The organism is Alsobacter sp. P4_H11, from assembly GCF_056400925.1.
Window position 1 is genome coordinate 1 of sequence record NZ_JBFUKI010000014.1, and the last position, 26,066, is coordinate 26,066.

The 26,066-nt window shown below is 68.1% G+C and carries 27 protein-coding genes, 2 tRNA genes and 1 pseudogene; 19 read left to right on the forward strand and 11 right to left on the reverse strand.

Going from position 1 to position 26,066, the window contains the following annotated elements:
• Positions 1-725 (forward strand): annotated as a pseudogene (locus tag AC1DSZ_RS21150) (hypothetical protein); the annotation flags it as partial.
• Between the two features lie 375 nt (positions 726-1,100).
• Positions 1,101-1,484 carry a response regulator gene (locus tag AC1DSZ_RS21155; RefSeq protein ID WP_476840320.1) on the forward strand — a complete coding sequence of 128 codons (384 nt, stop codon included), beginning with the start codon at positions 1,101-1,103 and terminating at the stop codon, positions 1,482-1,484.
• 123 nt (positions 1,485-1,607) lie between these two features.
• On the opposite strand, the gene AC1DSZ_RS21160 is transcribed toward AC1DSZ_RS21155, so the two are convergent.
• Both AC1DSZ_RS21160 and AC1DSZ_RS21165 read right to left on the reverse strand, forming a co-directional pair.
• Entirely contained in the window at positions 1,608-1,961 is a 354-nt protein-coding gene (locus tag AC1DSZ_RS21160) for a response regulator (protein WP_476840321.1), read from the reverse strand.
• Positions 1,962-2,276: 315 nt separating this feature from the next.
• A tRNA-Ser gene (locus AC1DSZ_RS21165) sits at positions 2,277-2,366 on the reverse strand.
• A 394-nt stretch (positions 2,367-2,760) separates the two neighbouring features.
• Between AC1DSZ_RS21165 and rplU the strand changes: the two genes are divergently transcribed.
• From rplU to AC1DSZ_RS21200, 7 genes are all read left to right on the forward strand, one after another.
• The gene (rplU, locus tag AC1DSZ_RS21170) at positions 2,761-3,165 is read left to right on the forward strand and encodes a 50S ribosomal protein L21 (protein ID WP_476840322.1); all 405 of its coding nucleotides are present in this window, start codon (positions 2,761-2,763) and stop codon (positions 3,163-3,165) included.
• A gap of 110 nt (positions 3,166-3,275) precedes the next feature.
• On the forward strand, positions 3,276-3,542 hold the full coding sequence (gene rpmA, locus AC1DSZ_RS21175) for a 50S ribosomal protein L27 (protein WP_476840323.1): 267 nt from the start codon (positions 3,276-3,278) through the stop codon (positions 3,540-3,542).
• A 199-nt stretch (positions 3,543-3,741) separates the two neighbouring features.
• Positions 3,742-4,383 carry a GNAT family N-acetyltransferase gene (locus tag AC1DSZ_RS21180; protein ID WP_476840324.1) on the forward strand — a complete coding sequence of 214 codons (642 nt, stop codon included), beginning with the start codon at positions 3,742-3,744 and terminating at the stop codon, positions 4,381-4,383.
• A gap of 120 nt (positions 4,384-4,503) precedes the next feature.
• The gene (locus tag AC1DSZ_RS21185) at positions 4,504-5,052 is read left to right on the forward strand and encodes a DUF3833 family protein (RefSeq protein ID WP_476840325.1); all 549 of its coding nucleotides are present in this window, start codon (positions 4,504-4,506) and stop codon (positions 5,050-5,052) included.
• Between the two features lie 324 nt (positions 5,053-5,376).
• Positions 5,377-6,423, forward strand: coding sequence for a GTPase ObgE (gene obgE, locus AC1DSZ_RS21190; protein WP_188519867.1), 1,047 nt, complete (start codon positions 5,377-5,379; stop codon positions 6,421-6,423).
• Positions 6,420-7,583 carry a glutamate 5-kinase gene (gene proB / locus AC1DSZ_RS21195; protein ID WP_476840326.1) on the forward strand — a complete coding sequence of 388 codons (1,164 nt, stop codon included), beginning with the start codon at positions 6,420-6,422 and terminating at the stop codon, positions 7,581-7,583. The genes obgE and proB overlap by 4 nt, the downstream gene beginning before the upstream one ends.
• A gap of 18 nt (positions 7,584-7,601) precedes the next feature.
• Positions 7,602-8,900: a glutamate-5-semialdehyde dehydrogenase gene (locus tag AC1DSZ_RS21200; RefSeq protein ID WP_476840327.1), complete on the forward strand. Its 1,299-nt coding sequence runs from the start codon at positions 7,602-7,604 to the stop codon at positions 8,898-8,900.
• A 15-nt stretch (positions 8,901-8,915) separates the two neighbouring features.
• Here the strand turns inward: AC1DSZ_RS21200 and eutC are convergent, their stop codons facing one another.
• Together eutC and AC1DSZ_RS21210 are read right to left on the reverse strand one after the other, a co-directional pair.
• Positions 8,916-9,704 carry an ethanolamine ammonia-lyase subunit EutC gene (gene eutC / locus AC1DSZ_RS21205; RefSeq protein ID WP_476840328.1) on the reverse strand — a complete coding sequence of 263 codons (789 nt, stop codon included), beginning with the start codon at positions 9,702-9,704 and terminating at the stop codon, positions 8,916-8,918.
• A complete protein-coding gene (locus tag AC1DSZ_RS21210; RefSeq protein ID WP_476840329.1) occupies positions 9,701-11,086 on the reverse strand; it encodes an ethanolamine ammonia-lyase subunit EutB in 1,386 nt (461 codons plus the stop codon). The genes eutC and AC1DSZ_RS21210 overlap by 4 nt, the downstream gene beginning before the upstream one ends.
• 109 nt (positions 11,087-11,195) lie before the next feature.
• Here AC1DSZ_RS21210 and AC1DSZ_RS21215 point away from each other — a divergent pair, with 109 nt between their 5' ends.
• The 7 genes from AC1DSZ_RS21215 (at position 11,196) to AC1DSZ_RS21245 (ending at position 17,606) form a co-directional block, all read left to right on the forward strand.
• Positions 11,196-11,843, forward strand: coding sequence for a nicotinate-nucleotide adenylyltransferase (locus AC1DSZ_RS21215; protein ID WP_476840410.1), 648 nt, complete (start codon positions 11,196-11,198; stop codon positions 11,841-11,843).
• Positions 11,844-11,945: 102 nt separating this feature from the next.
• The gene (gene rsfS, locus AC1DSZ_RS21220; RefSeq protein WP_188519861.1) at positions 11,946-12,353 is read left to right on the forward strand and encodes a ribosome silencing factor; all 408 of its coding nucleotides are present in this window, start codon (positions 11,946-11,948) and stop codon (positions 12,351-12,353) included.
• A gap of 21 nt (positions 12,354-12,374) precedes the next feature.
• Positions 12,375-12,863 (forward strand): 23S rRNA (pseudouridine(1915)-N(3))-methyltransferase RlmH, encoded by a 489-nt coding sequence (gene rlmH, locus AC1DSZ_RS21225; protein WP_476840330.1) that lies wholly within the window; start codon positions 12,375-12,377, stop codon positions 12,861-12,863.
• Positions 12,864-12,941: 78 nt separating this feature from the next.
• Positions 12,942-14,333 carry a murein hydrolase activator EnvC family protein gene (locus tag AC1DSZ_RS21230; protein ID WP_476840331.1) on the forward strand — a complete coding sequence of 464 codons (1,392 nt, stop codon included), beginning with the start codon at positions 12,942-12,944 and terminating at the stop codon, positions 14,331-14,333.
• Positions 14,333-15,679 carry a S41 family peptidase gene (locus AC1DSZ_RS21235; RefSeq protein ID WP_188519858.1) on the forward strand — a complete coding sequence of 449 codons (1,347 nt, stop codon included), beginning with the start codon at positions 14,333-14,335 and terminating at the stop codon, positions 15,677-15,679. The genes AC1DSZ_RS21230 and AC1DSZ_RS21235 overlap by 1 nt, the downstream gene beginning before the upstream one ends.
• A 183-nt stretch (positions 15,680-15,862) precedes the next feature.
• On the forward strand, positions 15,863-17,062 hold the full coding sequence (locus tag AC1DSZ_RS21240) for a divergent polysaccharide deacetylase family protein (RefSeq protein ID WP_476840332.1): 1,200 nt from the start codon (positions 15,863-15,865) through the stop codon (positions 17,060-17,062).
• A 37-nt stretch (positions 17,063-17,099) separates the two neighbouring features.
• A complete protein-coding gene (locus AC1DSZ_RS21245) occupies positions 17,100-17,606 on the forward strand; it encodes an RNA pyrophosphohydrolase (protein ID WP_476840333.1) in 507 nt (168 codons plus the stop codon).
• Here the strand turns inward: AC1DSZ_RS21245 and AC1DSZ_RS21250 are convergent.
• From AC1DSZ_RS21250 to AC1DSZ_RS21260, 3 genes are all read right to left on the reverse strand, one after another.
• Positions 17,548-18,546, reverse strand: coding sequence for a DMT family transporter (locus AC1DSZ_RS21250; protein ID WP_476840334.1), 999 nt, complete (start codon positions 18,544-18,546; stop codon positions 17,548-17,550). The two genes, AC1DSZ_RS21245 and AC1DSZ_RS21250, sit on opposite strands and share 59 nt — an antisense overlap.
• Before the next feature lie 57 nt (positions 18,547-18,603).
• Entirely contained in the window at positions 18,604-18,942 is a 339-nt protein-coding gene (locus AC1DSZ_RS21255; protein ID WP_476840335.1) for a hypothetical protein, read from the reverse strand.
• Positions 18,943-19,092: 150 nt separating this feature from the next.
• A complete protein-coding gene (locus AC1DSZ_RS21260) occupies positions 19,093-19,422 on the reverse strand; it encodes a hypothetical protein (protein ID WP_188519853.1) in 330 nt (109 codons plus the stop codon).
• A gap of 222 nt (positions 19,423-19,644) precedes the next feature.
• Between AC1DSZ_RS21260 and AC1DSZ_RS21265 the strand changes: the two genes are divergently transcribed.
• The 3 genes from AC1DSZ_RS21265 to AC1DSZ_RS21275 all read left to right on the forward strand — a co-directional run bounded on the left by AC1DSZ_RS21265 (position 19,645) and on the right by AC1DSZ_RS21275 (position 21,812).
• Complete coding sequence (locus tag AC1DSZ_RS21265; RefSeq protein WP_476840336.1) at positions 19,645-20,721, forward strand: AI-2E family transporter; 1,077 nt, start codon at positions 19,645-19,647, stop codon at positions 20,719-20,721.
• Between the two features lie 63 nt (positions 20,722-20,784).
• Positions 20,785-20,869, forward strand: a tRNA-Leu gene (locus AC1DSZ_RS21270).
• Positions 20,870-21,005: 136 nt separating this feature from the next.
• Positions 21,006-21,812, forward strand: a complete 807-nt coding sequence (locus tag AC1DSZ_RS21275) for a UDP-2,3-diacylglucosamine diphosphatase (protein WP_476840337.1) — start codon at positions 21,006-21,008, stop codon at positions 21,810-21,812.
• 9 nt (positions 21,813-21,821) lie between these two features.
• Here AC1DSZ_RS21275 and AC1DSZ_RS21280 read toward each other — a convergent pair whose 3' ends face one another.
• From AC1DSZ_RS21280 to AC1DSZ_RS21295, 4 genes are all read right to left on the reverse strand, one after another.
• Complete coding sequence (locus tag AC1DSZ_RS21280; protein ID WP_476840338.1) at positions 21,822-22,916, reverse strand: glycosyltransferase family 4 protein; 1,095 nt, start codon at positions 22,914-22,916, stop codon at positions 21,822-21,824.
• Positions 22,917-22,992: 76 nt separating this feature from the next.
• Positions 22,993-23,955, reverse strand: a complete 963-nt coding sequence (locus AC1DSZ_RS21285) for a DMT family transporter (RefSeq protein WP_476840339.1) — start codon at positions 23,953-23,955, stop codon at positions 22,993-22,995.
• Between the two features lie 186 nt (positions 23,956-24,141).
• Positions 24,142-25,167 (reverse strand): LLM class flavin-dependent oxidoreductase, encoded by a 1,026-nt coding sequence (locus tag AC1DSZ_RS21290; protein ID WP_476840340.1) that lies wholly within the window; start codon positions 25,165-25,167, stop codon positions 24,142-24,144.
• A gap of 157 nt (positions 25,168-25,324) precedes the next feature.
• The gene (locus AC1DSZ_RS21295) at positions 25,325-25,825 is read right to left on the reverse strand and encodes a YciE/YciF ferroxidase family protein (RefSeq protein ID WP_188519848.1); all 501 of its coding nucleotides are present in this window, start codon (positions 25,823-25,825) and stop codon (positions 25,325-25,327) included.
• Positions 25,826-26,066 lie beyond the last annotated feature (241 nt).

A 26,066-nucleotide genomic window follows, 5' to 3' on the forward strand; every position in this document is an offset into this window, starting at 1 on the left:
CCGCTCGCGCTCCGGCTCCCTCCACCCCGCCCTGCATCAATGACCTTCGCGTGCGCTCTGGGGAAGTTGTCACGATCGTCACAGGCGTGGTGACGCTCTGTTACAAGCGGATCGAGGTAATGAGCGGGGGACGCGTGATCATCCGTGGAGGTGGCGTGATTGCGTTTGGAGCGCCGCCTAAGGGCTTTGGCAAGTTGGACGGCCTCATTGTCAGGAAGGGCGGGCGCCTTGAGACCCCCACGGGCGACGGAGTGACGTTCTATTTCATGAACGGGGGCACATTCGCTTTCCTGGCTGGCTCATTCGTGAGCCTGTCGGCTCCCACAGGCGGAAGCTATCCAGGCTTCCTGTTCATTGAGGATCCATCGGGAAAAGCGCGCAAAAACTATTTCGTCAGCAGCTTGGGCGTCACAAAGCTCCTGGGCACGATTTATCTGAAGCAAGGCTTCATGAAAGTCGATCTGGACGACGCGGACGGCAAGGCGGCGGTCGATGACGGGGATCCGGACGAGAATGATGGGCTGCTGCCACTACCGTCCGGCACAGACCCGGCCAACAGCCCGAACGCCATTTCCGGAGGATCTGCGTACACCATCGTGGTCGCGCGCAAGCTGGAGATTAAAAACAAAGCCAATCTCGTGATGAACAGCAACTACCAGAGCTCAAATGTGCCGGTGCCCAACGGCGTTGGCCCTACAGGCGGATATGTTGTGGTTGAGCGCTGAAGACGACGTGATCTTCGTATTGTCTGGGGCATGCGCAGAGCCCACTCAGGTCGGGGCATCAGCAGCTACTTCCGCCCCGCCGCTGGACATAGATTGAGACAATCGCGATCAGCAGTGTCTCGTTTGTTCCAGAATCCGACCGTCTCGCCAGGTACTGCGTGAGCTTTCGACTGAAGGCCTCAGCTGATAGATGGCCGAATGTCCGGGTGAAAACGTCGGCGATGTCTTGCGCCCACTCTGGGGCTGGAGGTTCCTCGGTCATCTTAAAGGCCGCATGCCGCGCTAATCATGCTACCGTGCCTCATAGCTCGGTTGGAGAGCAACGGACCGCACGGACCTCGGCATCGTACGGGCTAGAGATCTGGGTGGAAGTCAATGACCAGCCAAGAAACGTTACTGCTGCTAGTAGAGGACGAATATCTCATCCAAGAGACGCTTCAAGAACCGCTCTCAGAAGCAGGGTTCGGGCTGATTGTCGCCCGTAACGGTCGAGAGGCGATCAACGAATTGGAGCACGACATAGCCCGTTTCCGGGCTGTGATAACGGACGTCCACCTCGGTGAGGGGCCTGACGGTTGGCAGGTTGCGCACAAGGCGCGTGAACTCAATCCCGAGATGCCGATTATTTACATCACTGGTGCAGGTTCGCACGAATGGTCGGCCAATGGCGTTCCAAACAGCGTTCTCGTTCCAAAGCCGTTTGTTCCGGCTCAGATTATAACCGCTGTCTCGAACCTGCTGAATAAAACGGACGTCTAGCCTTTTATGCCAACCTGCACGCAGCTCGGCGTTGGAGGCACGATCAAAGGAAATCAGCGAAATTCATTCTGCCGTTCGCGAACCTTTGCAGCTCAAATGTTCGGTTCCATGCTCTGGTGAGCGTTATGCAGCGAGCTGGCCTGCAATTACCCCTGCGAGACTGGTGCAATCGAACGGCTTGGCGATAACGGTCGCGGACGGATCGATTGACTGAACCTCCTCCGGGCTACCCGTTACGTAGATCACGGGGATCTCGGGCCGCACGTTGGTGCAGATTTCCTGGACCGCTTGCACACCAGTGCCGTGTCCGAGCCGATAGTCGGCCAGAATGATCTTAGGGCACCGGGCCTGAGCCGCCTCGACAGCTTCACGTTGATTGTTCACGACGTCGATCGTCGCACGGGGGAAATGCTCCTCCACGCACTCCTGAACGGCGAGCGCAATCAGAAACTCGTCTTCGATGATCAGGACGTGCATGGGGGCCTCCGAACGCAGCTACAATCCTCACCCGGCTATTTCGTTTCGCTCAGATCGAATGTTGCACCATGTTGTCAGGATCGAGGATGCAGGAGCCGCAGAGAACGCAAAGCAGGAGTCAAGATGCGGTGCCGATCGGCAGCACGATCGTAAGCGTCTCCAGCATGGGCTGGACGAAGCCGGGCGGCATGAGTTGGTGGCAATAGAACCTATGGCTGCGCTTATGGCCTATCGATCGCTGCGCTACCCGTTTGGGTACGGATTTGGGGACTGCATTCTGTGCTTCTGAAATTCTGATGCTAAATCAGTGCGAACTGGCGGAGAGGGGGAGATTCGAACTCCCGATGGGCTTGCACCCATGCCGCATTTCGAGTGCGGTGCATTCAACCACTCTGCCACCTCTCCGCAGAGGTCCGGGTGAAACCGGCGGCGTTCGGGGCGTGGTTGGCGATCCCGGACGCGGCTCGGCGGGCAGCCATGGTGGACTGGCCCGGTCGAGCGTGGGCGTTCTACACAGCCGTAGGCGGCGTGGCAAGGGCGTTCGGCGGCCTCTGCGGGGTTCGGCGAGGGAGGCGCGTTCGCGCCCGGATTGAGCCCGGCCGCGATTGACATGCGGGCCGGCCGCCTGTAGGCAGACCGCTTCGCGCGCGGCCCGCAAGGCTTGCGCGCGGCTTCGTGCTGGCGCGGGTTTGGCTGAAAGGCCGTTCTCGCCGGCGCATGATCCAAGCGGGGTCACAACTGAAAAAAAGACGGCCGTTCGCACAGGCGGGCAGAGCCGGATGAACACGAGGACAAAACGATGTTCGCAGTCATCAAGACCGGCGGCAAGCAATACAAGGTTGCCGCCAACGACGTCATCACGATCGAGAAGCTCGCCGTCGAGGCGGGCGCCATGATCTCGTTCGACCAGGTTCTCATGGTCGACGGCGAGGTCGGCGCGCCGACCGTCGCGGGCGCGACCGTGGCGGGCGAGGTGGTCGAGCAGACCCGCGGCCCCAAGGTGATCTCGTTCAAGAAGCGTCGTCGCCAGAACTCCAAGCGCAAGCGCGGCCATCGCCAGGACCTCACGGTCGTGCGGATCACCGAGATCCTGCTCGGCGGGGCCCAGCCGTCCCCCAAGGCGGACGCCGGCGAGGAGAAGCCCAAGCGCGCTCCCCGGGCCAAGAAGGCCGAGGGCGAAGCCGCCGAGGCGGCGCAGGCCTGATTGGAGACAGGGCCGAAAGGTCTTTTCTCGGCGAGATTGTCGGGTCCTTCGGGGCCTGACGCATCGGAATTTTTCGGGTATAAAGCCCGCAACGGTTACGGAGCACCATCATGGCTCACAAAAAAGCAGGCGGTTCCTCGCGCAACGGACGCGATTCGGCTGGCCGTCGCCTTGGCGTAAAGAAGTTCGGCGGCGAGCGCGTCATTCCCGGCAACATCATTATGCGTCAGCGCGGCACGAAAGTGCATCCGGGCGCGAATGTCGGCATGGGCAAAGACCATACGCTCTTCGCCACCGCCGCCGGGACCGTCGAGTTCCAGGCCAAAGCCAACGACCGCATGTTCGTGGTCGTACGAGCCCAAGAAGCAGCAGAATGACGGCGTAGGTCGAGACGAAGGACCTCCGCCGGATCCCACGAGACCCGGCGGATTTCTCGAAGTCGCGACAGCGAGCCGAAATCCGAGAGTGCCAGGAGAAATCCTGGGATTTGGCCGGGGGGAGTGGGAAAACCGCTCCCCCTTCGTCGTATCCGGGTCACGATTCAGCGTGACTCTCACTCGGACCGGAGGCTCGGTCATGTTCCCAGAGATCACCCGCGACGACGTTTTCAGGCTCGAAACGCGCCGCCTTTGGCTGCGCTGGCCACGGGCGAACGATGCGCAAGCCGTAGCCCGAATCGCCGCCCGCAAAGAGGTGGCGGACATGACGGCCAATATCGCCCATCCCTATCCGGCCGGCGCGGCGGATGCCTGGATCCTGGACGCCCGCACCCGCAACACGGCCGGAACGCAGCTCGGGCTCGTCGCCACCCTGAACCGGGGCGGACGCGACGTGATCGGCTTCGTGTCGGCCAAGTGGGAGCCGGACGGCAGCGTGGTGCTGGGCTACGCCTATGGGGTGGAGCACTGGGGCAAGGGCTACGCCACCGAGGCGCTCCAGCCGGTGGTGGACGCCGTGTTCACGCTCACGGACGCTGAAGCCGTGACCGCGCAGGCGCGGGTCATCAACCCGGCGTCGCAGCGCGTGCTGCGCAAGGCGGGCTTCTCGTATGAGAGCTCCGGCCTCGTCGAGATGAAGGCGCGCGGCGGGTTGTTTCCGGTCGACAGGTTCCGCCTGGATCGCAAGGTCTGGCGCAGCCTGAAGGGCTGGGGCGAGCCCCGCTTCCGGCAGACCGACCCGGAAACACGCGGCGTGCTGGAAGGCGCGACTTGCGCGTAGCGGGCGCGACGCCTCGCGATGCTCCCGGCCGCCCGCCGGGGGCGTTTCGACGCGGCCGTGGTCCGAAGCAGCGGTGGGGCCGTATGGGCTGCGGGGGCTGAGATCAGCCTGGAGTTCCGCATGACCCGCATCGCCGCCGCCTTGCTCGCCGCCATCTTCGTCGCCCCGCTCACGGCCGGCGCGGCCGACGCACGCCCGATGCGGGACGCGCATCCGCAAAAGCTCGTGCTGGAGGAGTTCTTCCGGGGCCCGCTCACCGCCCAGGGCGTGTTCCGCAACACGCGGGACGGCACGCAGCGCGGCCTCAAGGTGCGGATGGATGGCCGCTGGGACGGCCGCACGCTGACGCTGCGCGAGGACTTCGTGTACTCGGACGGCGAGCGTGACGTGAAGACGTGGCGCTTCACCAAGACGGGCGAGGGGACCTATGTGGGAACCCGCGAGGACGTCATCGGCACGGCCGACATCCGCCAGGACGGCGACGCGGTGCGGTTGTCCTACACGGCCCGGGTGAAGACGCAGGGCGGGTCGAGCTACGACATCCGCTTCGCGGACTTGCTGCGCAAGACCGGCCCGCGCGAGGTGTTAAACACCGCCGACCTGTCGTTCCTGTTCTTCACCGTTGGGAACGTGGAGCTTCACATCCGCAAGGGGCGCGCGTTTCGGTGACGAGGCCGCACATGCCGCATTTGGCGGGGGTTGCAGTCCCCTCATCCTGAGGAGCATCGCCCCTCGGCGATGCGTCTCGAAGGACGAGGGGCTCCAGCGAGCTCGAATGTCGTGCGCTCTGGAATCCCTCGTCCTTCGAGACGCAGGCCGAAGACGGCCTGCTCCTCAGGATGAGGGTATCGAGGGTGTTGATATCAGGATGACCGCGGCTGGCGCAGTCGGGCCGCACGCGACGGCTGCTAGTTGTTCGACTCACGAGCCCTGCCCGCGAGCCGCGCCCGCTTCGACATTGCTCCCGGGGCTGCCCTCCGGTATCGAAGCGCTATGAAATTTCTCGATCAGGCCAAGGTCTATATTCGCTCCGGCAACGGGGGCGCCGGATGCGTCTCGTTCCGGCGCGAAAAGTTCATTGAGTTCGGCGGGCCGGACGGCGGCGACGGCGGCAAGGGCGGCGACGTCTGGGTGGAGTGCGTCGAGGGGCTGAACACGCTCATCGACTACCGTTTCCAGCAGCATTTCAAGGCGCAGTCCGGCGTCCACGGCATGGGCAAGAACCGCGCCGGCGCCAAGGGCTCGGACGTCGTGCTGAAGGTGCCGAAAGGCACGCAGGTGCTGGACGAGGACGGCGAAACGCTGATCGCCGACCTCACCGAGATCGGCCAGCGCGTGCGCCTCGCCAAGGGCGGCAATGGAGGCTTCGGCAACGCCTATTTCACGACCTCCACCAATCGCGCGCCGCGCCGGGCCAATCCGGGCCAGGACGGCGAGGAGCGCACGATCTGGCTGCGGCTGAAGCTGATCGCGGACGCCGGGCTCGTCGGGCTGCCGAACGCCGGCAAGTCGACTTTTCTGGCGACCGTGACGTCGGCCAAGCCCAAGATCGCCGACTACCCGTTCACGACGCTGCATCCGGGCCTCGGCGTGGTGGGCGTGCACGGGCGCGAGTTCGTGCTTGCGGACATTCCCGGCCTGATCGAAGGCGCGCATGAGGGGCTGGGGCTGGGCGACCGCTTCCTCGGCCATGTGGAGCGCTGCCAGGTGCTGCTGCATCTGGTGGACGGCACCGGGGAGCATGCGGGGCAAAGCTACAAGGTGATCCGCGGCGAGCTCTCGGCTTACGGCGGCGGTTTGGACGAAAAGCCCGAGATCGTGGCCCTGACCAAGATCGACGCGCTCACGACCGAGCAGATCAAGGAGCAGAAGGCGCGGCTGAAACGGGCCGCCAAGCGCGAGCCCATGCTGCTCTCGGCCGCGACCGGGCAGGGCGTCTCCGAGGTGCTGGACGCGCTGCTGCGCATCATCGACGAGGCGCGGGCCAGCGAGGCCGAGCGCGAGACCACCGTGGTGAAGAACGCGGAGTGGCGGCCGTGAGCGGCGCGCTGGTCCAGGACGGGGAGAGCGGCGCCCCGGCGTTGCCCCGGTTGGACCAGTTCCGCCGGGTGGTCGTGAAGGTGGGCTCGTCGCTGTTGGTGGACCAGGAGCGTGGACGGCTGAAGCACGCCTGGCTGGCCGCGCTGGCCGAGGATATCGGCCAATTGCATGCGCGCGGAACGGACGTGCTGGTGGTGTCGTCCGGCGCCATCGCGCTTGGCCGCGGCGTGCTGAAGCTGGCGCGCGGGCCGCTGCGGTTGGAAGAGAGCCAGGCGGCCGCGGCCGTCGGCCAGATCGCGCTGGCGCGAAGCTGGGCCGAGGCGCTCGGCCATCAGGGCCTCACCACGGCGCAGATCCTGGTGACTCTGGGGGACACCGAGGAGCGGCGCCGCTATCTCAACGCCCGCGCGACGCTGGGGCGGTTGATGGAGCTGCGCGCCGTGCCGGTCGTCAACGAGAACGACACGGTGGCGACTACCGAAATCCGCTACGGCGACAACGACCGGCTGGCGGCGCGCGTCGCCACCATGGCGGGAGCGGACCTGCTGGTGCTGCTGTCCGACATCGACGGGCTCTATACGGCGCCGCCGCAGGACGATCCCGGCGCGAAGCTCATCCCGGTCGTTCCGCGCATAACGGCCGAGATCGAAGCCATGGCGGGCGGCGCGGCTTCGGAGTTTTCGCGCGGCGGCATGCGCACCAAGGTGGAAGCCGCGAAGATCGCCACGGCGGGCGGAGCCGCGATGCTGATCGCGAACGGGCGGGTGAAGAACCCGCTCGGCGCGATTGCGGCCGGCGGGCGCTGCACCTGGTTCCTCACCGCATCCAACCCGGTGGCGGCGCGCAAGAAGTGGATCGCGGGCTCGCTGGAGGCGCGTGGCGTGCTGCATCTCGACGAGGGCGCGGCCCGGGCGATCCGGCAGGGCAAGAGCCTTTTGCCGGCCGGCGTGGCGCGCGTTGAGGGCGAGTTCTCGCGTGGCGACGCCATCGTGATGCGCGGGCCTGACGGCGGCGAGATCGGCCGTGGGCTGGCGGCCTACGACGCCGGCCACGCGGCTGCGATCGCAGGGCGCTCCTCGCGCGACATCGAGGCTATTCTGGGCTATGCGGGCCGGGCCGAAATGGTGCACCGGGACGACATGGCGCTGGCCGTCGAGTAAGCGGCTTCGGAGTTCAACATGCTGCAGAGCATCCGCAAGGCCGAGGATCAGGAAGCCGCCGAGGTGGCGGCGTTGATGGCCGATGTCGGGCGTCGCGCCCGCGCGGCGGCCCGCAAGCTCGCGACATGCGCCCCGCAGGTGAAGAACGAGGCGCTCCTGGCCGGCGCGGCGGCGCTGAGGGCGAATTCGGAGGCCATCCTGGCCGCCAATGCGCTGGACGTCGCGGACGCGCAGGCGCGGGGAACCAAGGGCTCGTTCATCGACCGGCTGGTGCTCGATCCTGCCCGGCTGGAGGCGATCGCGGTCGCGGTGGAAGAGATCGCCGCACTGGCCGACCCGGTCGGGCGCGTGCTGGCGCAGTGGGAGCGGCCGAACGGCCTCCGGTTCGAGTGCGTCGCGACGCCCCTGGGTGTGATCGGCGTCATTTTCGAGAGCCGCCCCAACGTGACGGCGGACGCCGGGGCGCTGTGCGTGAAGGCCGGAAACGCCGCCATCCTGCGTTGCGGCTCGGAGAGCCTGCGCACGTCCGGCGCGATCGCGGCGGCGCTGCGGCAGGGGCTGGCGCAGGCGGGCCTGCCCGAGGACGCCATCCAGCTCGTGCCCACGGCCGATCGCGCGGCGGTCGGCTTCATGCTAGCCGGTCTCGACGGCAACGTGGACGTGATCGTGCCACGCGGCGGCAAGAGCCTGGTCGCGCGCGTGCAGAGCGAGGCGCGGGTCCCGGTGTTCGCGCATCTGGAAGGGATCTGCCACGTCTACGTGCACGCGGCCGCGGATCTCGATATGGCCCGCACCATAGTGCTCAACGCCAAGCTGCGGCGCACAGGCGTTTGCGGCTCGGCCGAGACGCTGCTGGTCGACCGCGCCTGCGCGGAGACGCATCTGCGGCCGCTCGTGACGGCGCTGCTGGACGCCGGCTGCGCGGTGCGGGGCGACGCGGCCACGCAGGCGGTGGATCCGCGCGTGACGCCCGCGACCGAAGAGGATTGGCGCACGGAGTACCTCGACGCCATCATCGCCGTGCGGGTGGTGGACGGGCTCGACGACGCAATCCTGCACATCGAGACGCATGGGTCGCACCACACGGATTCAATCGTCACGGCCGACGAGGCCGCCGCCGCGCGGTTCCTGGCCGAGGTGGATTCGGCCATCGTGCTGCACAACGCCTCGACGCAGTTCGCGGATGGCGGCGAGTTCGGTTTCGGGGCCGAGATCGGCATCGCGACCGGCCGCATGCATGCGCGCGGGCCGGTCGGCGTGGAGCAGCTGACGAGCTTCAAGTACCAGGTGCGCGGCACGGGCCAGACGCGGCCCTGAGGGCAGGCTTTTGCGTCAGGCCGGGCCGATCCGCTCTGTTGCAGGCTGAATGGCGAGGGCGGGCCCGCTCTCGTCCTTGAGGTCCACGCCGGTCAGCCCGCGGCGCAGCGCTTCGTTGATGAGCCAGGCCGCCTTGTGGGCCGCCTCCGCGTAGGAGAGCCCGGCGGTGCGGATGTTCGAGATGCAGTTTCGCTCGGCGTCATGGCGCCCCGGCCGAGGAGCGAAGGTGAGATAGAGGCCAAGGCTATCGGGCGACGACAGGCCCGGGCGCTCGCCGATCAGCACCGCCACCGCACGGGCTCCGAGCAGTGCGCCCACTTCGTCGCCCAGCGCCACGCGGGCCTCCCGCGCCAGAACGGCGGGGCCTACCCGTAGTCCGGCGCGCGTCAGCAAGGGATGCAGCGCCTGGATGAAAGGGACAGCGTGCTCGTGCACGGCCCTGGCCGAGAGCCCGTCCGCAACCACGAAGGCGAGGTCCGGGCCTTTCGGCGTCGCGGCGCTCAGCAGATCCCGTGAATCGCTCGACAAAGTGCGGCCGAGGTCCGGCCGTCGCAGGTAGACGTCGCGCGAAGCGGCCGCGCTTTGCACCTCGATGACGTCCAGGTCGAGCGCCGTGAGCGCCGCCGCGATGGGCGCAGAGTCGAAGGCGGTGTGGACGGCGTCGCGGGCCTGCGCGTGCGCCAGGGCGAAGCGGAGCACCTCGTCGGTGCCGAGGCTGGCGCCGGCGCGGGCGAGGCCGATGCGCGCCGGGGTGAGGCGGCGCAGCGCCTGCATGAGTTCGGCGGGCGAGAGCTCCCGGCTCACGCCGCGATCTCGCGGGCGCCGGCCAGCAGAGGTGTGCCGGCGCCATCCAGGAGCCGGCCGTCGTCGCCAATCAGCCGCATGCGGGCGAGCCAGGCTTCGAACTCGGGCGCGCGTTTCAGGCCGAAGAGCTCGCGCACATAGAGCGCATCGTGAAACGAGGTGGACTGATAATTCAGCATCACGTCGTCGGCGCCGGGCACGCCCATCACGTAGGTGACGCCGGCGGCGGCCAGCAGCGTCAGCAGGCTGTCCATGTCGTCCTGGTCGGCCTCGGCGTGGTTGGTGTAGCAAACGTCCACGCCCAGCGGCAGGCCCATGAGCTTACCGCAGAAGTGATCCTCCAGCCCGGCCCGGATGATCTCCTTGCCGTCATAGAGGTATTCGGGGCCGATGAAGCCCACGACGCTGTTGACCAGCAGCGGATCGAACGCGCGCGCGACCGCGTAGGCGCGCGCCTCGCAGGTCTGCTGGTCGACGCCATGATGCGCGCCGGCCGACAGGGCCGAGCCCTGGCCGGTCTCGAAATACATGACGTTGCGGCCCACCGTGCCGCGGTTGAGCGACAACGCGGCCTCCTGGGCTTCGCGCAGCATCGGGAGCTCGACCCCGAAGGAGCGGTTCGCCGCCTGGGTGCCGGCGACGGACTGGAACACGAGGTCCACCGGCGCGCCCCGGCGGATCAGCTCCAGCGTGGTGGTGACGTGGGTGAGCACGCAGGACTGGGTGGGAATGGCGAAGCGTTCGATGATCCCGTCCAGCAGGCGCATCAGGTCGCCGATCACCGCGAGGTTGTCGCTGGCCGGGTTGATGCCGATGCAGGCGTCGCCCGCGCCCAGCAGCAAGCCGTCCAGCACCGAGGCGGCCACGCCCTTGGGGTCGTCGGTGGGGTGGTTGGGCTGCAGGCGAACCGCCATGGTCCCGGGCAGCCCGATGGTGTTGCGCAGCGCCGTGACGACCCGGCACTTGCGGGCGACCAGGATGAGGTCCTGGTTGCGCATGAGCTTGCACACGGCCGCCGCCATCTCGGGCGTGACGCCCGGGGCGATTCCGGCCAGCGTTGCGGCCGTGGCGGCGTCCGAAAGGAGCCAGTTCCGGAATTCCCCGACCGTCAGCGACGCAATGGGGGCGAAGGCGACTTCGTCGTGCGTGTCGATGATCAGCCGCGTGACGTCGTCGTCCTCGTAGGGGATCAGCGGCTCGGCGAGGATCTGCCTCAGGGGAACATCCGCGAGCGCCATGCGGGCGGCGACGCTCTCCTCGGCGCTGCCGGCCGCGACGCCGGCCAGGCGATCGCCCGCGCGCGGCGGAGTCGCCTTGGCCATGAGGTCCTTGAGGTCGCCAAAGACCCAGGAATGGACGCCGATGGTGGTGCGGTACGGCATGGGGCCTCGCCTTCGGGCCGACTATGCGGGCTGGCTTTTCGCCTCGCAAGCATGGGCAGGCCGGGCGCTCGCCTTGCGCGGCGGCGACGCAGTCGCCATGGTCCACGCAATGCCCGCCGACGCCTTCTTCCCCGCTTCGCCCGTCCCGACCCTGCCGCGCCTCGCGCCCGGCATGCGGATCGGGCTGCTCGGCGGCAGCTTCAACCCGCCGCATGGCGGGCACATGCTGGTCAGCGAGACGGCGCTGCGGCGGCTCGGGCTGGATCGCGTGTGGTGGATCGTGACGCCCGGCAACCCGCTGAAGAACAATGCGGGGCTACCCTCGCTGACGCACAGGATCGCGCAAGCGCGGGCGCTGGCGCGGGATCCGCGCATCGACGTCACCGGGTTCGAGGCCGCGATCGGCACGCCCTACACGTTCGAGACGCTCGCTTATCTGCGGCGGCGCTGCCCCGGCGCGCAGTTCGTGTGGCTCATGGGCGGCGACAATCTGGCGGGTTTTCATCGCTGGCGGCGGTGGCGCGACATCGCGCGTATGATGCCGATCGCGGTAATCGACCGACCGGGCTCTACGTTGCGGGCGACGCGCTCCATCGCGGCGATCGCGCTGGCGGACAGGCGGATGGACGAAGGCGACGCCGCGCTGCTGCCCGGCGCGCCGACGCCCGCCTGGGCCTTTCTGCACGGGCGACGCTCCCCGCTCTCCTCCACGGCGCTGCGGGCGGCGGCGGCCGAGGCGCCAGTCCGGAAGTTCTAAAAGGTTCTCCCCGCGTCGTCGTTGGAACTTCGGCCCAGTTCGACTATATTGAGATCAAGCGCGCAACTGGCGCGCGATCCGCAAGAGGGTCGACCGCTGACAATGACCACCACGCGCGAAGTCGAAACGACTTCGCACCTCGCCGCGACCGGCTCGGTCGAGCCGCACGACGACGCGACGCTCCCGCTGGTCCTCGGGCTCCTGGACGACGCCAAGGCCGAGGAAACGGTCTCCATAGACCTGACGGGAAAAACCTCTCTCGCAGACAGCATGATCGTGACCTCCGGGCGCTCCAACAGGCATGTTGGGGCGATCGCCGATCGCGTCATCGAGGGATTGAAGGAACGCGGCCGCAAGGACGTGCGGGTCGAAGGCCTGCCGCATTGCGACTGGGTGCTGATCGACGCCGGCGACGTGATCGTTCACGTGTTCCGGCCGGAGGTTCGGCACTTCTACAACCTCGAGAAGATGTGGGGCGGCGATCGTCCCGCGGAGCGCGCGGTCTCCTGACCTCGCCATCGGGCTGACGCGATGCGCATCGCCGTAGTCGCGGTCGGCCGCCTCAAGGACGGCCCGGAGCGGGAGCTCGTCGCCCGTTACGACGAGCGCGCGCGCGCTGCCGGGCGAGCGCTCGGCTTCACGGGCTTCGAGGCCTTTGAACTCGCCGAAAGCCGCGCCTCGCGTCCCGCCGACCGCAAGGCCGAGGAGGCAGCGGCGATCCGCAGCCGCCTCGCGGGCCTGGGCGATCCGGCCGTGATCGCGCTCGACGAACGCGGCGCAAATCCGACAAGCGAAGCTTTTGCCCAGTCGCTCGCCTCCCGCCGGGATGCAGGCCGGCGAAGCCTTGCGCTGCTGATCGGCGGCGCGGACGGGCTCGATCCCGCGCTGGCCGCCCAGGCCGAGGAGCGCATTTCGTTTGGCCGCATGACGCTGCCGCACCAGCTCGTCCGCGTGCTGGCGGCCGAGCAGCTCTATCGGGCCATGACGATCCTGTCGGGCCACCCCTATCATCGGGCCTGACGCCCACGAGGCTGCCGCAATGCTGCCCGAACATGGCACACTCGAGACGACCGAATCGCCAGGGGCGCTCTGGGGCCGATGCGCCTGATCCTTTTCCGTTCCATCCTGCTCGGCGCCGTGGCGGCTTGCGCCGCGCTTGCGGCGTGGCCGGCCGTGGCGCTCGATCCCGCCGCGCAGGAACAGGCGCCCGCACCCGCGCCGCCCGACATGGCCCCGAAGGCGGCCGAGCGGGCCACCCGGCGGCTCGAGCTCGACGCCACCCAGAAATTCCTGGAGGCGACCAGCCAGGACCGGCAGCGGCTGGAACGCGAAGCCGCGGGCCTGCGCTCCGACCGGGCGCGGCTCAACGCCACCATGATCGAGACCACCAATCGCCTGCGCGCCACCGAGAACCGGATCACCGCCATCGAGGAGCGCCTCACTACGCTGGGGCAGACCGAGGACGCCATCCGGCGCTCGCTGGATGGGCGCAAGACCGTGATCATCGAGGTGTTGGCGGCGTTGCAGCGGCTTGGCCGCAGCCCTCCGCCGGCCGTGCTGGTGCGCCCCGAGGACATGCTGCAGGCGGTGCGGACCTCGATGCTGCTGGGCGCGGTGCTGCCCGAACTCAGGCAGGAAACGGAGGCTCTGGCGTCGGATCTCGGCGAGATGATCCGCCTGCGCACCGCCGCGAACGCCGAGCGCGAGAGCCTGCGCGGCGAGGTCGCCACGCTGGTGGAAGACCGGCAGCGGCTGGCCGCCCTCGTGGAGGCGCGCCAGCAGCAGATCGCCGGAACTGAGAAAACCGTGGCGCAGGAGGCCGAGAAGGCCGCCGGTCTCGCCGCAAAGGCGCAAACTCTCAAGGATTTGATCGGGCGTCTCGAGACCGAGATCGAGGCTTCAGCGCGCGCCGCCGAGGCGGCCCGGCTGGCGGCGCTGTCGGCCGAGGAACAGGCGCGGCTGCAGCGCGAGAACGAGGTCAAGGAAACCCGCGACAAATTCGCCGCGCTGGCCTTCAAGGACCCGGCGCGGCTTGCGCCGAAGCTCGCTTTCGCCGAAGCCAAGGGACTGCTGCCGTTGCCCGTGAACGGCTCATTGTTGAAGCGTTTCAACGCTCCCGACGCAGTCGGGGGTAGTCTGAAGGGCATGGCTTACGCCACCCGGGCGGGGGCCGTCGTGACGGCGCCCTGCGACGGCTGGATCGCGTATGCGGGACCGTTTCGAACCTACGGGCAACTCTTGATCATCAACGCCGGTGGCGGGTACTATCTGCTTCTGGCCGGCATGGATCGAAGCAATGTCAGCCTTGGCCAATTCGTCCTCGCCGGCGAGCCGGTCGCCGTGATGGGCGAGGGGTCGCAGGCGACCGCCGCATCGGTGGGTAGCGAAACATCGCAACCGGTGCTCTATGTGGAGTTCCGGAAGGACGGTACATCGATCGATCCGTCGCCCTGGTGGGCGGCATCGACGAACGAGAAAGTTCGCGGATAATGCGCAAGCTCCCTATGCTCATGCTCGGTGTCGTCCTAGGGGCCGGCGCCTCCACGCTGGCGACGAACGATCGCCTGCTGTCGACCACCAGCGCGGTTGCGGCTGCGTCGGACACGTACCGGCAGCTGAACCTGTTCGGCGACGTGTTTGAGAAGATCCGATCCGACTATGTCGAGAAGCCCGACGAGTCGAAGCTGATCGAGAGCGCCATCAACGGCATGCTTTCTGGCCTCGACCCGCATTCGAGCTACCTGGACGCCAAGAGCTTCCGGGACATGCAGGTGCAGACCCGCGGCGAATTCGGCGGCCTCGGCATCGAGGTCACGATGGAGGAGGGCCTGATCAAGGTCGTCTCGCCCATCGACGACACCCCGGCCTCGCGGGCGGGCGTGCAGGCCGGCGACATCATCACGGCCATCGACGATGATTCGGTGCAGGGCCTCAGCCTGAACCAGGCCGTCGACAAGATGCGCGGCGCGGTGAACTCGGCCGTGCGGCTCAAGATCACCCGCAAGGGCAACAGCGACCCGCTGGAGCTGAAGCTGACGCGCGACGTGATCCGCATCAAGTCCGTGCGCTCGCGCAGCGAGACGGACGTCGGCTACGTCCGCATCACCCAGTTCAACGAGCAGACCTTCGAGGGCCTGAAGAACTCGATCGACACGATCAACAAGGACCTCGGCGGCGCCGACAAGGTGAAGGGCTACGTGATCGACCTGCGCAACAACCCCGGCGGGTTGCTGGACCAGGCCATCGCGGTGTCCGACGCCTTCCTGGAGCGCGGCGAGATCGTCTCGACGCGCGGCCGCAACGCCGACGAGACGCAGCGCTACAACGCCCGGGCGGGCGACCTCACCAAGGGCAAGCCCGTGATCGTGCTGATCAACGGCGGCTCCGCCTCGGCCTCCGAGATCGTGGCCGGCGCGCTGCAGGACCACAAGCGCGCGACCATCATCGGCAGCCGCTCCTTCGGCAAGGGCTCGGTGCAGACCATTATCCCGCTCGGCTCCAACGGCGCGGTGCGGCTCACCACGGCGCGCTACTACACGCCGTCGGGACGTTCGATCCAGGCCAAGGGCATCGATCCGGACGTGCAGGTGCTGAACGAGGTGCCGGCCGAGCTCAAGGGCAAGGACGAGACCAAGGGCGAGGCGAGCCTCAAGGGCCATCTGAAGAACGGCGAAGAGGAGCAGGGCGGCAGCTCGGCCTACGTTCCGCCGGATCCCAAGAACGACAAGCAGCTTAACTATGCGTACGACTTGCTGCGCGGCGTGAAGGTCAATGACGCCGGAAGCAAGGCCAGCGCCCCGGCTGCGGCCGATAAGCCCCAGAAGTCCCCGAACTGAACGCTGATCCACACGGCGGATCTGCGTAGAAATGAAGCGGCGATGCCACAGGCGTCGCCGCTTTTTCGTATCGTGGTCAATGCGGACAGACGACCGATTCGATCTGAGCTATGATTCGTAAGTTCCGGTGCGTTCGGCCCCGCCGTTTCCGGATTTGTGCATTTCATCCTCCGAGACCGAAGCGTGACGCTGGGCCACGACGAACTCACACGTCCATTGGGCATGGAAACGGCCAGTCGGCCGCGTCGCCGCGTGGCCGCGCCGCTCGGCAACCTGTTCGCGATGGCGGTCGCGATGCTCCTGCTGGCGCTGGCGGGTTACATCGTGGTCGTGAAGGACCCCTATGGCGGCGAGCCTTATGCGGTCGCGACGATCACGCGCGCCAAGGTCGAGCCGCCGCCGGCTGAGGCCGTCGCGCCGCCGCAGGCGCGGGTGGTCGAGGGCTCGCCCGACATCGCCCCGCCGAACGGCCGATCGGCCGCCGACATCGAGAAGGCCACCGGCGTGCGCGTGGTGCGCGGCAATGGCGAGCGCGCCGGCGGGATCGTGATCCAGGTGCCGCAGACGCCGATCAAGCTCGCGGTCGCGCCCGACAAGCGGCTGATCGAGCGGTCACGGCACGGCGCACTGCCGAAACTCGGTCCCGACGGCGCCCGTCCGGCCGACGTGTACGCCCGCCCGGCCCCGATGCTGCCCGCCAAGACGGTGGGGCGCATCGCGATCGTGATGAGCGGCATGGGCCTGAGCCAGTCCTCGACGTCCGACTCCATCGTCCGGCTGCCCGGCGAGGTGACGCTGGCGTTCGCGCCCTATGGGGCGGAGCTGGAGCGGCAGGTCGCGCGCGCCCGGGAGGACGGACACGAGGTGATGCTGCAGGCGCCCATGGAGCCGTTCGACTACCCGGACAACGATCCCGGCCCGCATACGCTGCTGGCGAACGGCGCGCCGGAAAACCTCGATCGCCTGTTCTGGGTGATGTCCCGCTTCAGCGGCTATATCGGGGTGATGAACCACATGGGGGCGAAGTTCACCGCCAGCGAGGCGGCGCTCACGCCCGTGCTGAAGGAGCTCGCCGCGCGCGGGCTGGTGGTGCTGGACGACGGCGCGTCGGCTCGCAGCATGATTTCCGCAGTGACGGGCGGGTTGAAGCTGCCGGCCGCTAAGGCCGACACGGTGATCGACGCGACGCCGAAAGCCTCTGCCATCGACGACCAGCTCGCCCGCCTGGAGGCAATCGCCCGCGAGCGCGGCGTATCGGTCGGAACTGCGAGCGCGCTGCCGGTGAGCATCGACCGGATCGCGGCCTGGGCCAAGAACCTCGAGGCGCGGGGCTTCGTGCTGGTGCCGCTCAGCGCCGCCATCGCCAAGCCCGGGCGGGTCTGACATCATCGCGCTTCCCCCCCGCCGGTGAGTAGCAAGAATGGACATCGCCAAACTGCCGTACCGCCCCTGTGTGGGCATCATGCTGCTGAACCGGGATGGCCTCGTGTTCATCGGCAAGCGCAAGCGCGAGGCCGGGCCCGAGCACGTCGACGACCGCCACGCCTGGCAGATGCCGCAAGGCGGCATCGATCGCGGCGAGGACCCCTATGTGGCGGCGCTGCGCGAGCTGCAGGAGGAAACCAACGTCACCTCGACAAAGCTGCTGGCCGAGGCGCCCGACTGGTTCGCGTATGACCTCCCCGGCCCGGTGGCCGGCCGTGCGTGGCGGGGTAAGTATCGCGGCCAGACGCAGCGCTGGTTCGCGCTGCGCTTCGTCGGCGAAGATTCAGAAATCGACATTCACGCCCCCGCGGGCGGCCACAAGGCCGAGTTCGAAGCGTGGCGCTGGGAGAGGATGGATCGTCTCCCGGACCTGATCATCCCGTTCAAGCGGCCGGTTTACGAGCGGGTGGTGGAGACGTTCCGGCCGCTCGCGGAGGGGTGAGTTCGTCCGCCCGAGTTGTGCGCGCTCGGCGTTCCAGACGCGTGGCGACCCGCGGGTCGATGGCCGCGAGCCCGATGACGATGAGGCCCATGCCGGCGAAATCGGTCCAGCCAAGACGCTCGCCCAGAAAGACGGCGCCGAGCAGGATCGCACTTGGCGGGATGAGGAACGTCACGAGCGAGATGTTCGTCGCGCCGGCGCTGCCAAGGATGCTGAAGAACAGCACATAGGCGAAAGCCGTGCACAGGACGGCGAGGGCTACGAGCGCGCCCAGGGCCGCTGCTCCGGGCATCGTCCACGTCCATGGTTTTCCGAAGGCCAGCAGCAGCGGTACGACGATCAGGCTCGACGCCGTGAGCTGCCCGAAAGCGGCATGCAGCGGCGGAACGCCCATTCGGGCGAAGCGCCGCCCGAACAGGCCGGCGAAAGCATAGGAGACCGCTCCACCCAGGCAGGCGATCTGCGCGGCCGCGTTCGATCCGAGCCCCTCCAGCAATTCGGGCCCGATCATCATGGCGACGCCCGTGAAGCCGACCAGGACGCCGACGATGCGGTTCCAGGTCAGCCGCTCGTCGCCGGTCAAGCCATGCGCCGCCAGGACGGTGAAGAGCGGGGTCGTGGCGTTCAAGATCGACGCCATCCCTGCCCCGATCGTGGTCTGGCCCCAGAAGATGAGGCTGAACGGGATTACGTTGTTGAGGAGACCCATACCGAAAAACGCCCGCCATGTCGCAGCGGAGCGCGGGAAACCGACGCCAAGCGCCGCCAGCGTTATCGCGAGGCACAGCGATGCGATCGCAACGCGTCCTGCGACCACGCCGAACGGGGGTATGGCGCTGACGGCCAGCTTGGCGAAAAGGAATGATCCGCCCCAGATCATCGAAAGCGCGAGCAGCATCAGCCATTCGCGCGGGCGCATGGATTTTTGAGCGAGGGACATCGGCATCTTCTGCCGGCGTCTTGGCAGGATCGTGGCTGGGCCGCCACCCGAATCCCGCTACGGGCGCCGGCGAGGCGTTTGGCCGGGTTGCATCCCGCCGGTCGGCGAGGGCTGGGACGCGTTGGAGTTCTGGCCGCCGAGCATGACGTCCACGCCGATCTGGACGGAGTCGTCCCGGCGCCGGCCGTCGAGATCGGCGCAGGGCGTGTAGGATTGCGCCGACAGCGCGCCGCGGCCGCCGCCCGGCGGGTCAACCACCGCAAAGGATCCGAGATCCGCGCAGGCTTCGGGGCGCGCCTGAGTGGCGGACGAGTTCGCGGCGCCTTGTGCGCCGGCCGCTTGGGCGGCGCAGATCAGGCCCGCGCAGGCCATCGCGAGGCTACGACCCTTTCGCACCGTCCATCAACCTCCGCTTGCGCACGACCGCGGTCGCGATTTTGCGCGCCAGGGCGTTAACGGAGACGCTAGTCGATCCAGACAAGACGCGAAAGAGCCCGCCTTTTGGGCGGGCTTCTCCTCGCTAACGCTCTGGCGAGCGCTCTGCGATCAGTCGCAGGACTGCGTGGTGGTGGTCTTGGTGTCGCCGAAGGAGTTCTCCTTCTGGACCGTCTTGCTGGAGCAGTTGGAGATCGTGCCGGTCTCCACCGCAGGGCCGCGCTGCTCGACGATCACCCGCTCCTTGTTCGGGCCCGTGACCGCGCCGCCCACGACGCCGCCGACGCCCGCGCCGACCGCCGCGCCGACGGGGCCGCCGGCCACGCCGCCCGCGATCGCGCCCGTGGCGACGCCTGCGGCCGCGCCGCTGTCATCGGCGAAAGCCGGCTGAGCGAGAACGACGGCGGTGACGGCCGCCAGGCCAAGAACAAAATTCCTCATGGTGTGATCCTCCGTTTGATGAAGCTGCAACGCCGTCACGGCGAAGCTGTTCCGCATCACGAAGCACGCGCGGCGACAGGGTCAGCGCAGAGTGAACGAAGGCCCCTCTGGCACGTTGCAATGCCGACCAGAAAAGGGGCCGCGATGGCGATCGACACGACCTTGCCTGCAACGCCGGCCCCTACCCCGGCCCCGGACCACGCATCCCGGTCCGCGTCGACCATGAGCGAGAGCGAATTCGCCAGGAGGGTGACGATCACCGCCCTGGTGGTCGGCGCGATCGTGGTGCTGTTCGCGGTTCTGTACGCGATGCTGGACGTGCTGCTGCTCGGCTTCGCGGCGGCTCTGATCGCCGTGGTGCTGCGTTCGATCGCGGACGGGTTGGAGAAGCACACGCCCTTGTCGTCGGGCTTCGCCCTGCTGGTCTCCGGCATCCTGGTGTTCGGCGCTCTCGGGGTGGCGATCTGGCTGTTTCAGGCGCAGGTCGCCGCGCAACTGGCGACGGCGGGGCAAACGGCCACCGGGGCGCTGGAGGCGCTGGGGCAGAAGGTCGGCGCACCGGATCTCGCCAACCAGATCAGCGGGCGCGCGAAGGAGATCCTCTCGGGCCAGAGCTTCATCGGCAAGGTGACGACCTACGGCGTCTCGGCCCTCGGGGCCGTGACCGACCTCGTGCTGGTGATCTTCGGCGGCGTCTATCTGGCGCTCGATCCCAGGATTTACCGCCGCGGCGTCGTGATGCTGTTCCCCGCCCAGGCCCGCGAGCACGTGGACGAGACCATGGTCGTCGCCGGCCGGGCGCTCCGGCTTTGGCTCCTCGGCCAGCTTCTCGCCATGGTGGTGACAGGCGCGCTCACCTGGGGTGCGCTGGCGCTGATCGGCCTGCCGAGCGCAGCCGCTCTGGGGTTGATCGCCGGCCTGCTGGAGTTCATCCCGCTCGTCGGCCCTTTCGCGGGTGCGGTTCCGGCGCTGCTGGTCGCCTCCGGAATGGGGTTGCCGGCCGTGCTGTGGACGGCGGCGGCCTTTATCGCCATCCAGCAGGTGGAATCGAACCTGATCCAGCCGGTCGTGACCCGCCGCTCGGTCGCGATCCCGCCCGCCCTGCTGCTGTTCGCCGTGATCGCGTTCGGGGCGCTCTTCGGGGCGCTGGGCGTGCTTCTGGCTGCGCCGCTGGCCGTGGTGGCCTTCGTGGCCGTGAAGAAGCTCTATGTCCGCGAGACGTTGGGCGAGGCCACGCCGGTGCCGGGCGAAAAAGGCGCGGAGCACGGCAGCGGCGCCGCGCCCGGCGACGTCGCCTGAACGGGAGGAGATTGACGTGCGATTCCGGCCCGCTATAGTCCGCGCCGCCTCCCGATAGGGCGGGCCCCTGTGGCGGAACTGGTAGACGCGACCGACTCAAAATCGGTTTCCGCAAGGAGTGCTGGTTCGATTCCGGCCAGGGGCACCATCAGGCTTGCGCCGAACGCCGCGTCCCGGACCGAGCCGCCTGCCGCTCGGATGAGCTGGCGATCCGCGCCGCCGTCACCAAACTGAGACATGAATCCGCTTGTTGTCGTGAGAGCAACTAGGCGGAGGATGCTGACATGAGCGGCGCCACGAAGGTCCGGTCCCTGTTTTTGTCGGATATCCATCTCGGCACGCGCGGCTGCCAGGCCGACATGCTGCTCGATTTCCTGAAGCACCATGAGGCCGAGACGATCTTCCTCGTCGGCGACATCGTCGACGGCTGGCGGCTGAAGGTGAGCTGGAACTGGCCGCAGGCGCACAATGACGTGGTGCAGAAGCTGCTCAGGGCCGTCCGCAAAGGCGCGCGGCTCGTCTACCTGCCGGGCAACCACGATGAGTTCCTGCGTGACTACGTCGGCTCCAATTTCGGCGGCATCGACATCGTCGAGGAGCACGTGCATGTGACGGCGGATGGCCGGCGCATGCTGATCCTGCATGGCGACAAGTTCGACATCGTGGTGCGCAACGTGAAGTGGCTCGCCCTGTTGGGCGACTGGGCCTACGACCTCGCGCTGTTCCTGAACGTCTATATCAGCCGCGTGCGACGGCGCATGGGCCTGCCCTACTGGTCGTTCTCGGCCTGGAGCAAGGGCAAGGTGAAAACGGCCGTGAACTTCATCGGCGCATTCCAGGACGCGGTGGTCGAAGATGCGCGGCGGCATGGCGTCGACGCCGTGCTATGCGGCCACATCCACCAGCCGACCGTCGAGACCATCGGCGACGTGCTGTATGTGAACACCGGCGACTGGGTGGAATCCTGCTCGGCGGTTCTGGAGCACATGGACGGGCGGCTCGAACTGGTGCGCTGGACAAAGCGCGACAGCAGGGCTGACGCCGAAGCGTCCGCCCCCGCCCGGCAGCTCGCGCTCGCGCCGGCGGCCTGACCGCGACGCTCAGAGCGCCGCCAGGCTTACATTGTCCAGAAAGCTCCGGCAGCTTTCCGCCATCGTGGCCCGCTGCGCGTAGGCGCGGCAACGATCGCGCGGGATGGAGAGGGCCGCCAGGGCGGCGCGGCGGAGGTCCTCGTCGAGAGCGCCGCATCCGGAGGAGCCGAGCACGTCCCGGGGGCCCGTCACCGGGAAAGCCGCGACGGGCGTTCCGGCGGCGAGCGCCTCCAGCATCACGAGCCCGAACGTGTCGGTCCGGCTCGGGAACACGAACACGTCGGCGGACGCATAGGTGTCGGCCAGCTCGCGCCCGCTCAGCATGCCGAGGAAGCGAGCGTCCGGATAGCGCGCCTCCAGGTCGGCGCGGGCCGGGCCGTCGCCGACCACCACCTTGGAGCCTGGAAGGTAGAGCGCCAGAAACGCGTCGATGTTCTTCTCGACGGCGAGGCGGGCGACGCACAGGAAGATCGGGCCGGGGAACGGCAGCATTCCGGGCCGGCCTGCCGAAAATGTCGGGACGTCGACGCCGCGCGTCCACAGGACAAGCCGCCCGAAACCGTGGCTCCCCAGCTCGCGCGCGAGCGCCGGCGTGGCCGCCATGGTGGCGACCGCGGGCGCGTGGAAGCGCCGCATCGCCGCATAGGACCAGGCCAGCGGCACCGGCGCGCGGGCGGCGAGGTATTCGGGAAAGCGCGTGTGGTAGCAGGTCGTGAACGGCAGCCCGCGCCGGATGCAATGCCGCCGCGTCATGAAGCCCACCGGACCTTCGGTGGCGATGTGGATGGCGTCCGGCCGCGCGCTCTCGATGGCGGCCGCGATCGCCCGCGGGGAGGGGGCGGCCAGCCGGATGTCGGGGTAGCCCGGCATGGGCGCCGACGCAAAGCGGTCCGGGCCCAGGATCGTGATCTCGGCGCCGAGCTTCGGGGCCTCGGCGACGAGACCCTCGAGGGTGCGCACCACGCCGTTGACCTGCGGCCGCCACGCGTCGGTCGCGATCAGGACCCGGAAGGGGCCGCCCGACGGACGTCGCGACTGACGGCGCGCGGGGCGGGCGGGCGGGCGCTCAAACGCGGACGTGAACACGAGGGAGAGATCGAGCATGGGCGCAGCATCCGGCGGGCCTGCCCGCACGAAAGCTCATCAGCGCTTCATTCTCATGACAGCGCGCAAGCGCCGCTCAGGCTCTCGCCATCTTGGCGCGCACGCGCTCGCGGTGGGCCGTGTAGAGGCCGCTGGCCGCGATCACGGAGCCGCCCAGCAGCGTCGAGGCGCCCGGGAGCGCTCCGAACACCAGAAAGCCGAACGCGCTGGCCCACAGGAGCTGCACATAGGTGAAGGGCGCGAGCAGCGACGCGCCGGCGCGGCGATAGCCCAGAACCAGCAGCCAATGGCCAACCGTCGAGCCGACGCCCATCAGAAGCGCGTAGCCGATCTCGGCCCCGGTGGGCGTGACCCAGGCGAAAGGAAGCGCCATCGAGAGGGTGACCAGGCCGACAATGCCGGACCACGCCAGCGTGGCCTCGGGCCGCTCGTCGCTCATCAGGCGCGTGAGGATGGCCGTGAAGGCCCAGATCGCCGCGGACGCCGCCGGCAGCAGCGCCGCGAGCTGGAACGAGGCGCCGCCCGGCTGGACGACGATGATCACGCCTGTCAGGCCGACCGCCGCCGCGATCCAGCGGCGCATGCCGACCTTTTCGCCCAGGAGCGGGATGGAGAGCGCGGTAATGAAGATGGGCGAGACGAAGTTGATGGCGGTCGCTTCCGCGACCGGCATATGGGCGAGCGCCACCATGAAGACCAGCGACGAGATCACCATGCCGAGCCCGCGCAGGATGTGGAACTGCATGCGGGTGGTGGCGAGCCGCTTGGCGCCGCCCATCCAGAACACGGCCGGGAGCACGAGCGCGCAGAGCACGACGTAGCGCATCCACGCGATCTCGACCGCCGGGATCGTGGCCGTCAGCATCTTGGCGGCGATGTCGCCCGCCGAGAAGAACACCGTGGAGCCGACGATATACGCGATGCCGAGCGCGACGTTGTCGCCGGAGGCGGCCGGGGCGCGCGCGGGCGCGGCCGGAAAGGCGGCGACGCCCAGGCTGCGGGGGTCGACGGCGTCGGAGACGATGGGCGGGGGGCTCACGGCGGGCTCGCGGGTTTGGGTCGGTCGCTTGTTCTTGCGCTCCGCGGACCGGGATCAGAAGCGCGATCTCGGAAGCATACCCATGCAATGTTGCAGGACCGTTTCCAGCATCCCGCCAAGTTGTGGACGCAAAGCCCCGTTTTCGCTGTTTACGGCCGCAATGCCGACGCAGGTCTTTCGTGAAGGTTAAAGAACAGCCGAGGCGGATGCGGCCTTCAGGCCAAAAGCATCGGCCAAAAGCTGGAACGAACGCTTGCGCGCCGCAGGATCGTGGATCGCCGAAGTCAGCATCACCTCGTCGGCCTGCACGCTCGTGGCGAGATCCATGAGGCGGTCCCGCAGAGCGTCCGGCGTTCCGACGAACAGGCGCGAGCGGTTGCGGCGAATAAAGGCGAGGTCCTGAGCGTCGTAGGTTTCGGCGGCCGCCTCCTCGGGGCTTGGAAGCGGGCCGTAATGGCCGCGCGCCCGGCGCAGCGCGCTGAGATCCGCGCCCGACGCCAGGCGCTGGGCCTCGGCGTCCGTCTCGGCGCAGATGGCGGCGGTCGCCAGGATGGCGTGCGGCCTGGCGAGCGCGCCCGGCTCGAAGCGCGCCCGATAGGTCAGGAGCGCATCGGCGGCGTCATGGCTGGCGAAATGATGCGCAAACGCGAAGCCGACGCCAAGCTGGGCGGCCAGCTTGCCGCCAAAATCGCTGGATCCCAGCATCAGGATGGGAGGCAGCGGCACGTCGGACGGCATTACGGTGATGCGGCTGAACGGATGATTGGCCGGAAAACCCGCTCCCCCGAAGGCGATCAGTTCTTCGAGCCGCTGGGGAAAGTCGTCGGCCTGCACGTCGCCCTGCAGGCGCCGAAGCGCGTAGGAGGCGACCGGGTCGGTGCCGGGGGCGCGGCCGATGCCGAGGTCGATCCGCCCGGGAAACAGGGCCTCCAGCATCTTGAAGCGCTCGGCCACCATCAGGGGCGCGTGGTTGGGCAGCATCACGCCGCCCGAGCCGATGCGGATCCGCTCGGTCACGGCCCCGATCTGGCCGATCATGATCTCGGGCGCCGGGCTGGCGACCGAAGGAAGGTTGTGATGCTCCGCCACCCAGAACCGCGTGAAACCGGCCTGGTCGGCCATGCGGGCGAGGTCGATGGTGTTGCGCAGCGCCTGCCCGCAGGACGCGCCGGACGTCACGAACGAAAGATCGAGGATCGACAAGGGCAGCATGGGGCGCTCCGGCGCGGTGGTCTCCCCAATGTGTGCCGTCCGGGCGCAGCCGCAACCCCGCGTCGCGCAGGGCAGCGCGGCGTCCGGGGACCGGCGCAAGCAAAAGCCCCGGGGGTGAACCCGGGGCTTCGTTGATCCGAAGACAGACGCTGGAGCGTCAGGCGGCCTTCTGGTTCACCTGCTGCTCGGCGAGCTTGCTCAACAGCTCGTCGGTCTTCTTTTCTTCCTGCAGCGTCTGGTCGAGCAGCTTCACGGCGTCCTTCATGCCGAGCTGGCCGGCCCAGGTCTTCAGGGTGCCGTAGCGCGAGATCTCGTAATGCTCGACCGCCTGGGCGGCGGCGAGCAGCCCGGCGTCCAGCGCCTCGGACTCCTTGAACTCCTCGATCACTTCCTGGCTCTCCTCGACGATGCCGATGATCGCCTGGCAGGTCTTGCCGCGCGCGGGCTTGCCGAGTTGTTCGAAGATCTGCTCGAGGCGCTCGACCTGGCCTTCCGTCTCGTCGCGGTGACGCTCGAAAGCCTGCTTCAATTCGGGAGTCTTTGCGGCCTTCATCATCTTGGGCAGATTCCGGAGAATCTGCTTCTCTGCGTAATAAATGTCCTTGAGCGTCTCCAGAAAAAGATCATTCAAGGTTTTTTGCTTTGCGGTCGTGGCCATTCGGTCCTCCAAATTATGAATTCACTGCGCCCTCAACCCGGCGTCGTGGGTTCGGTTCCAAGCCTTGCGGCTCTGTCCGGATCAGGCGTGTGGGCCTGTCGCGCCCCAGTTCTGGGAGCCTTGTTCGGCCTCGCCGAGCTGCCGGAGCAAGGCGTGCCAACCCGGCGGCAGCGGCTCGAGCAAGGTTCTGCCAAGTTCTCCCTTCAGTCCCCGTGCGACCCGCTCCAAGGCGGAGTCGCGG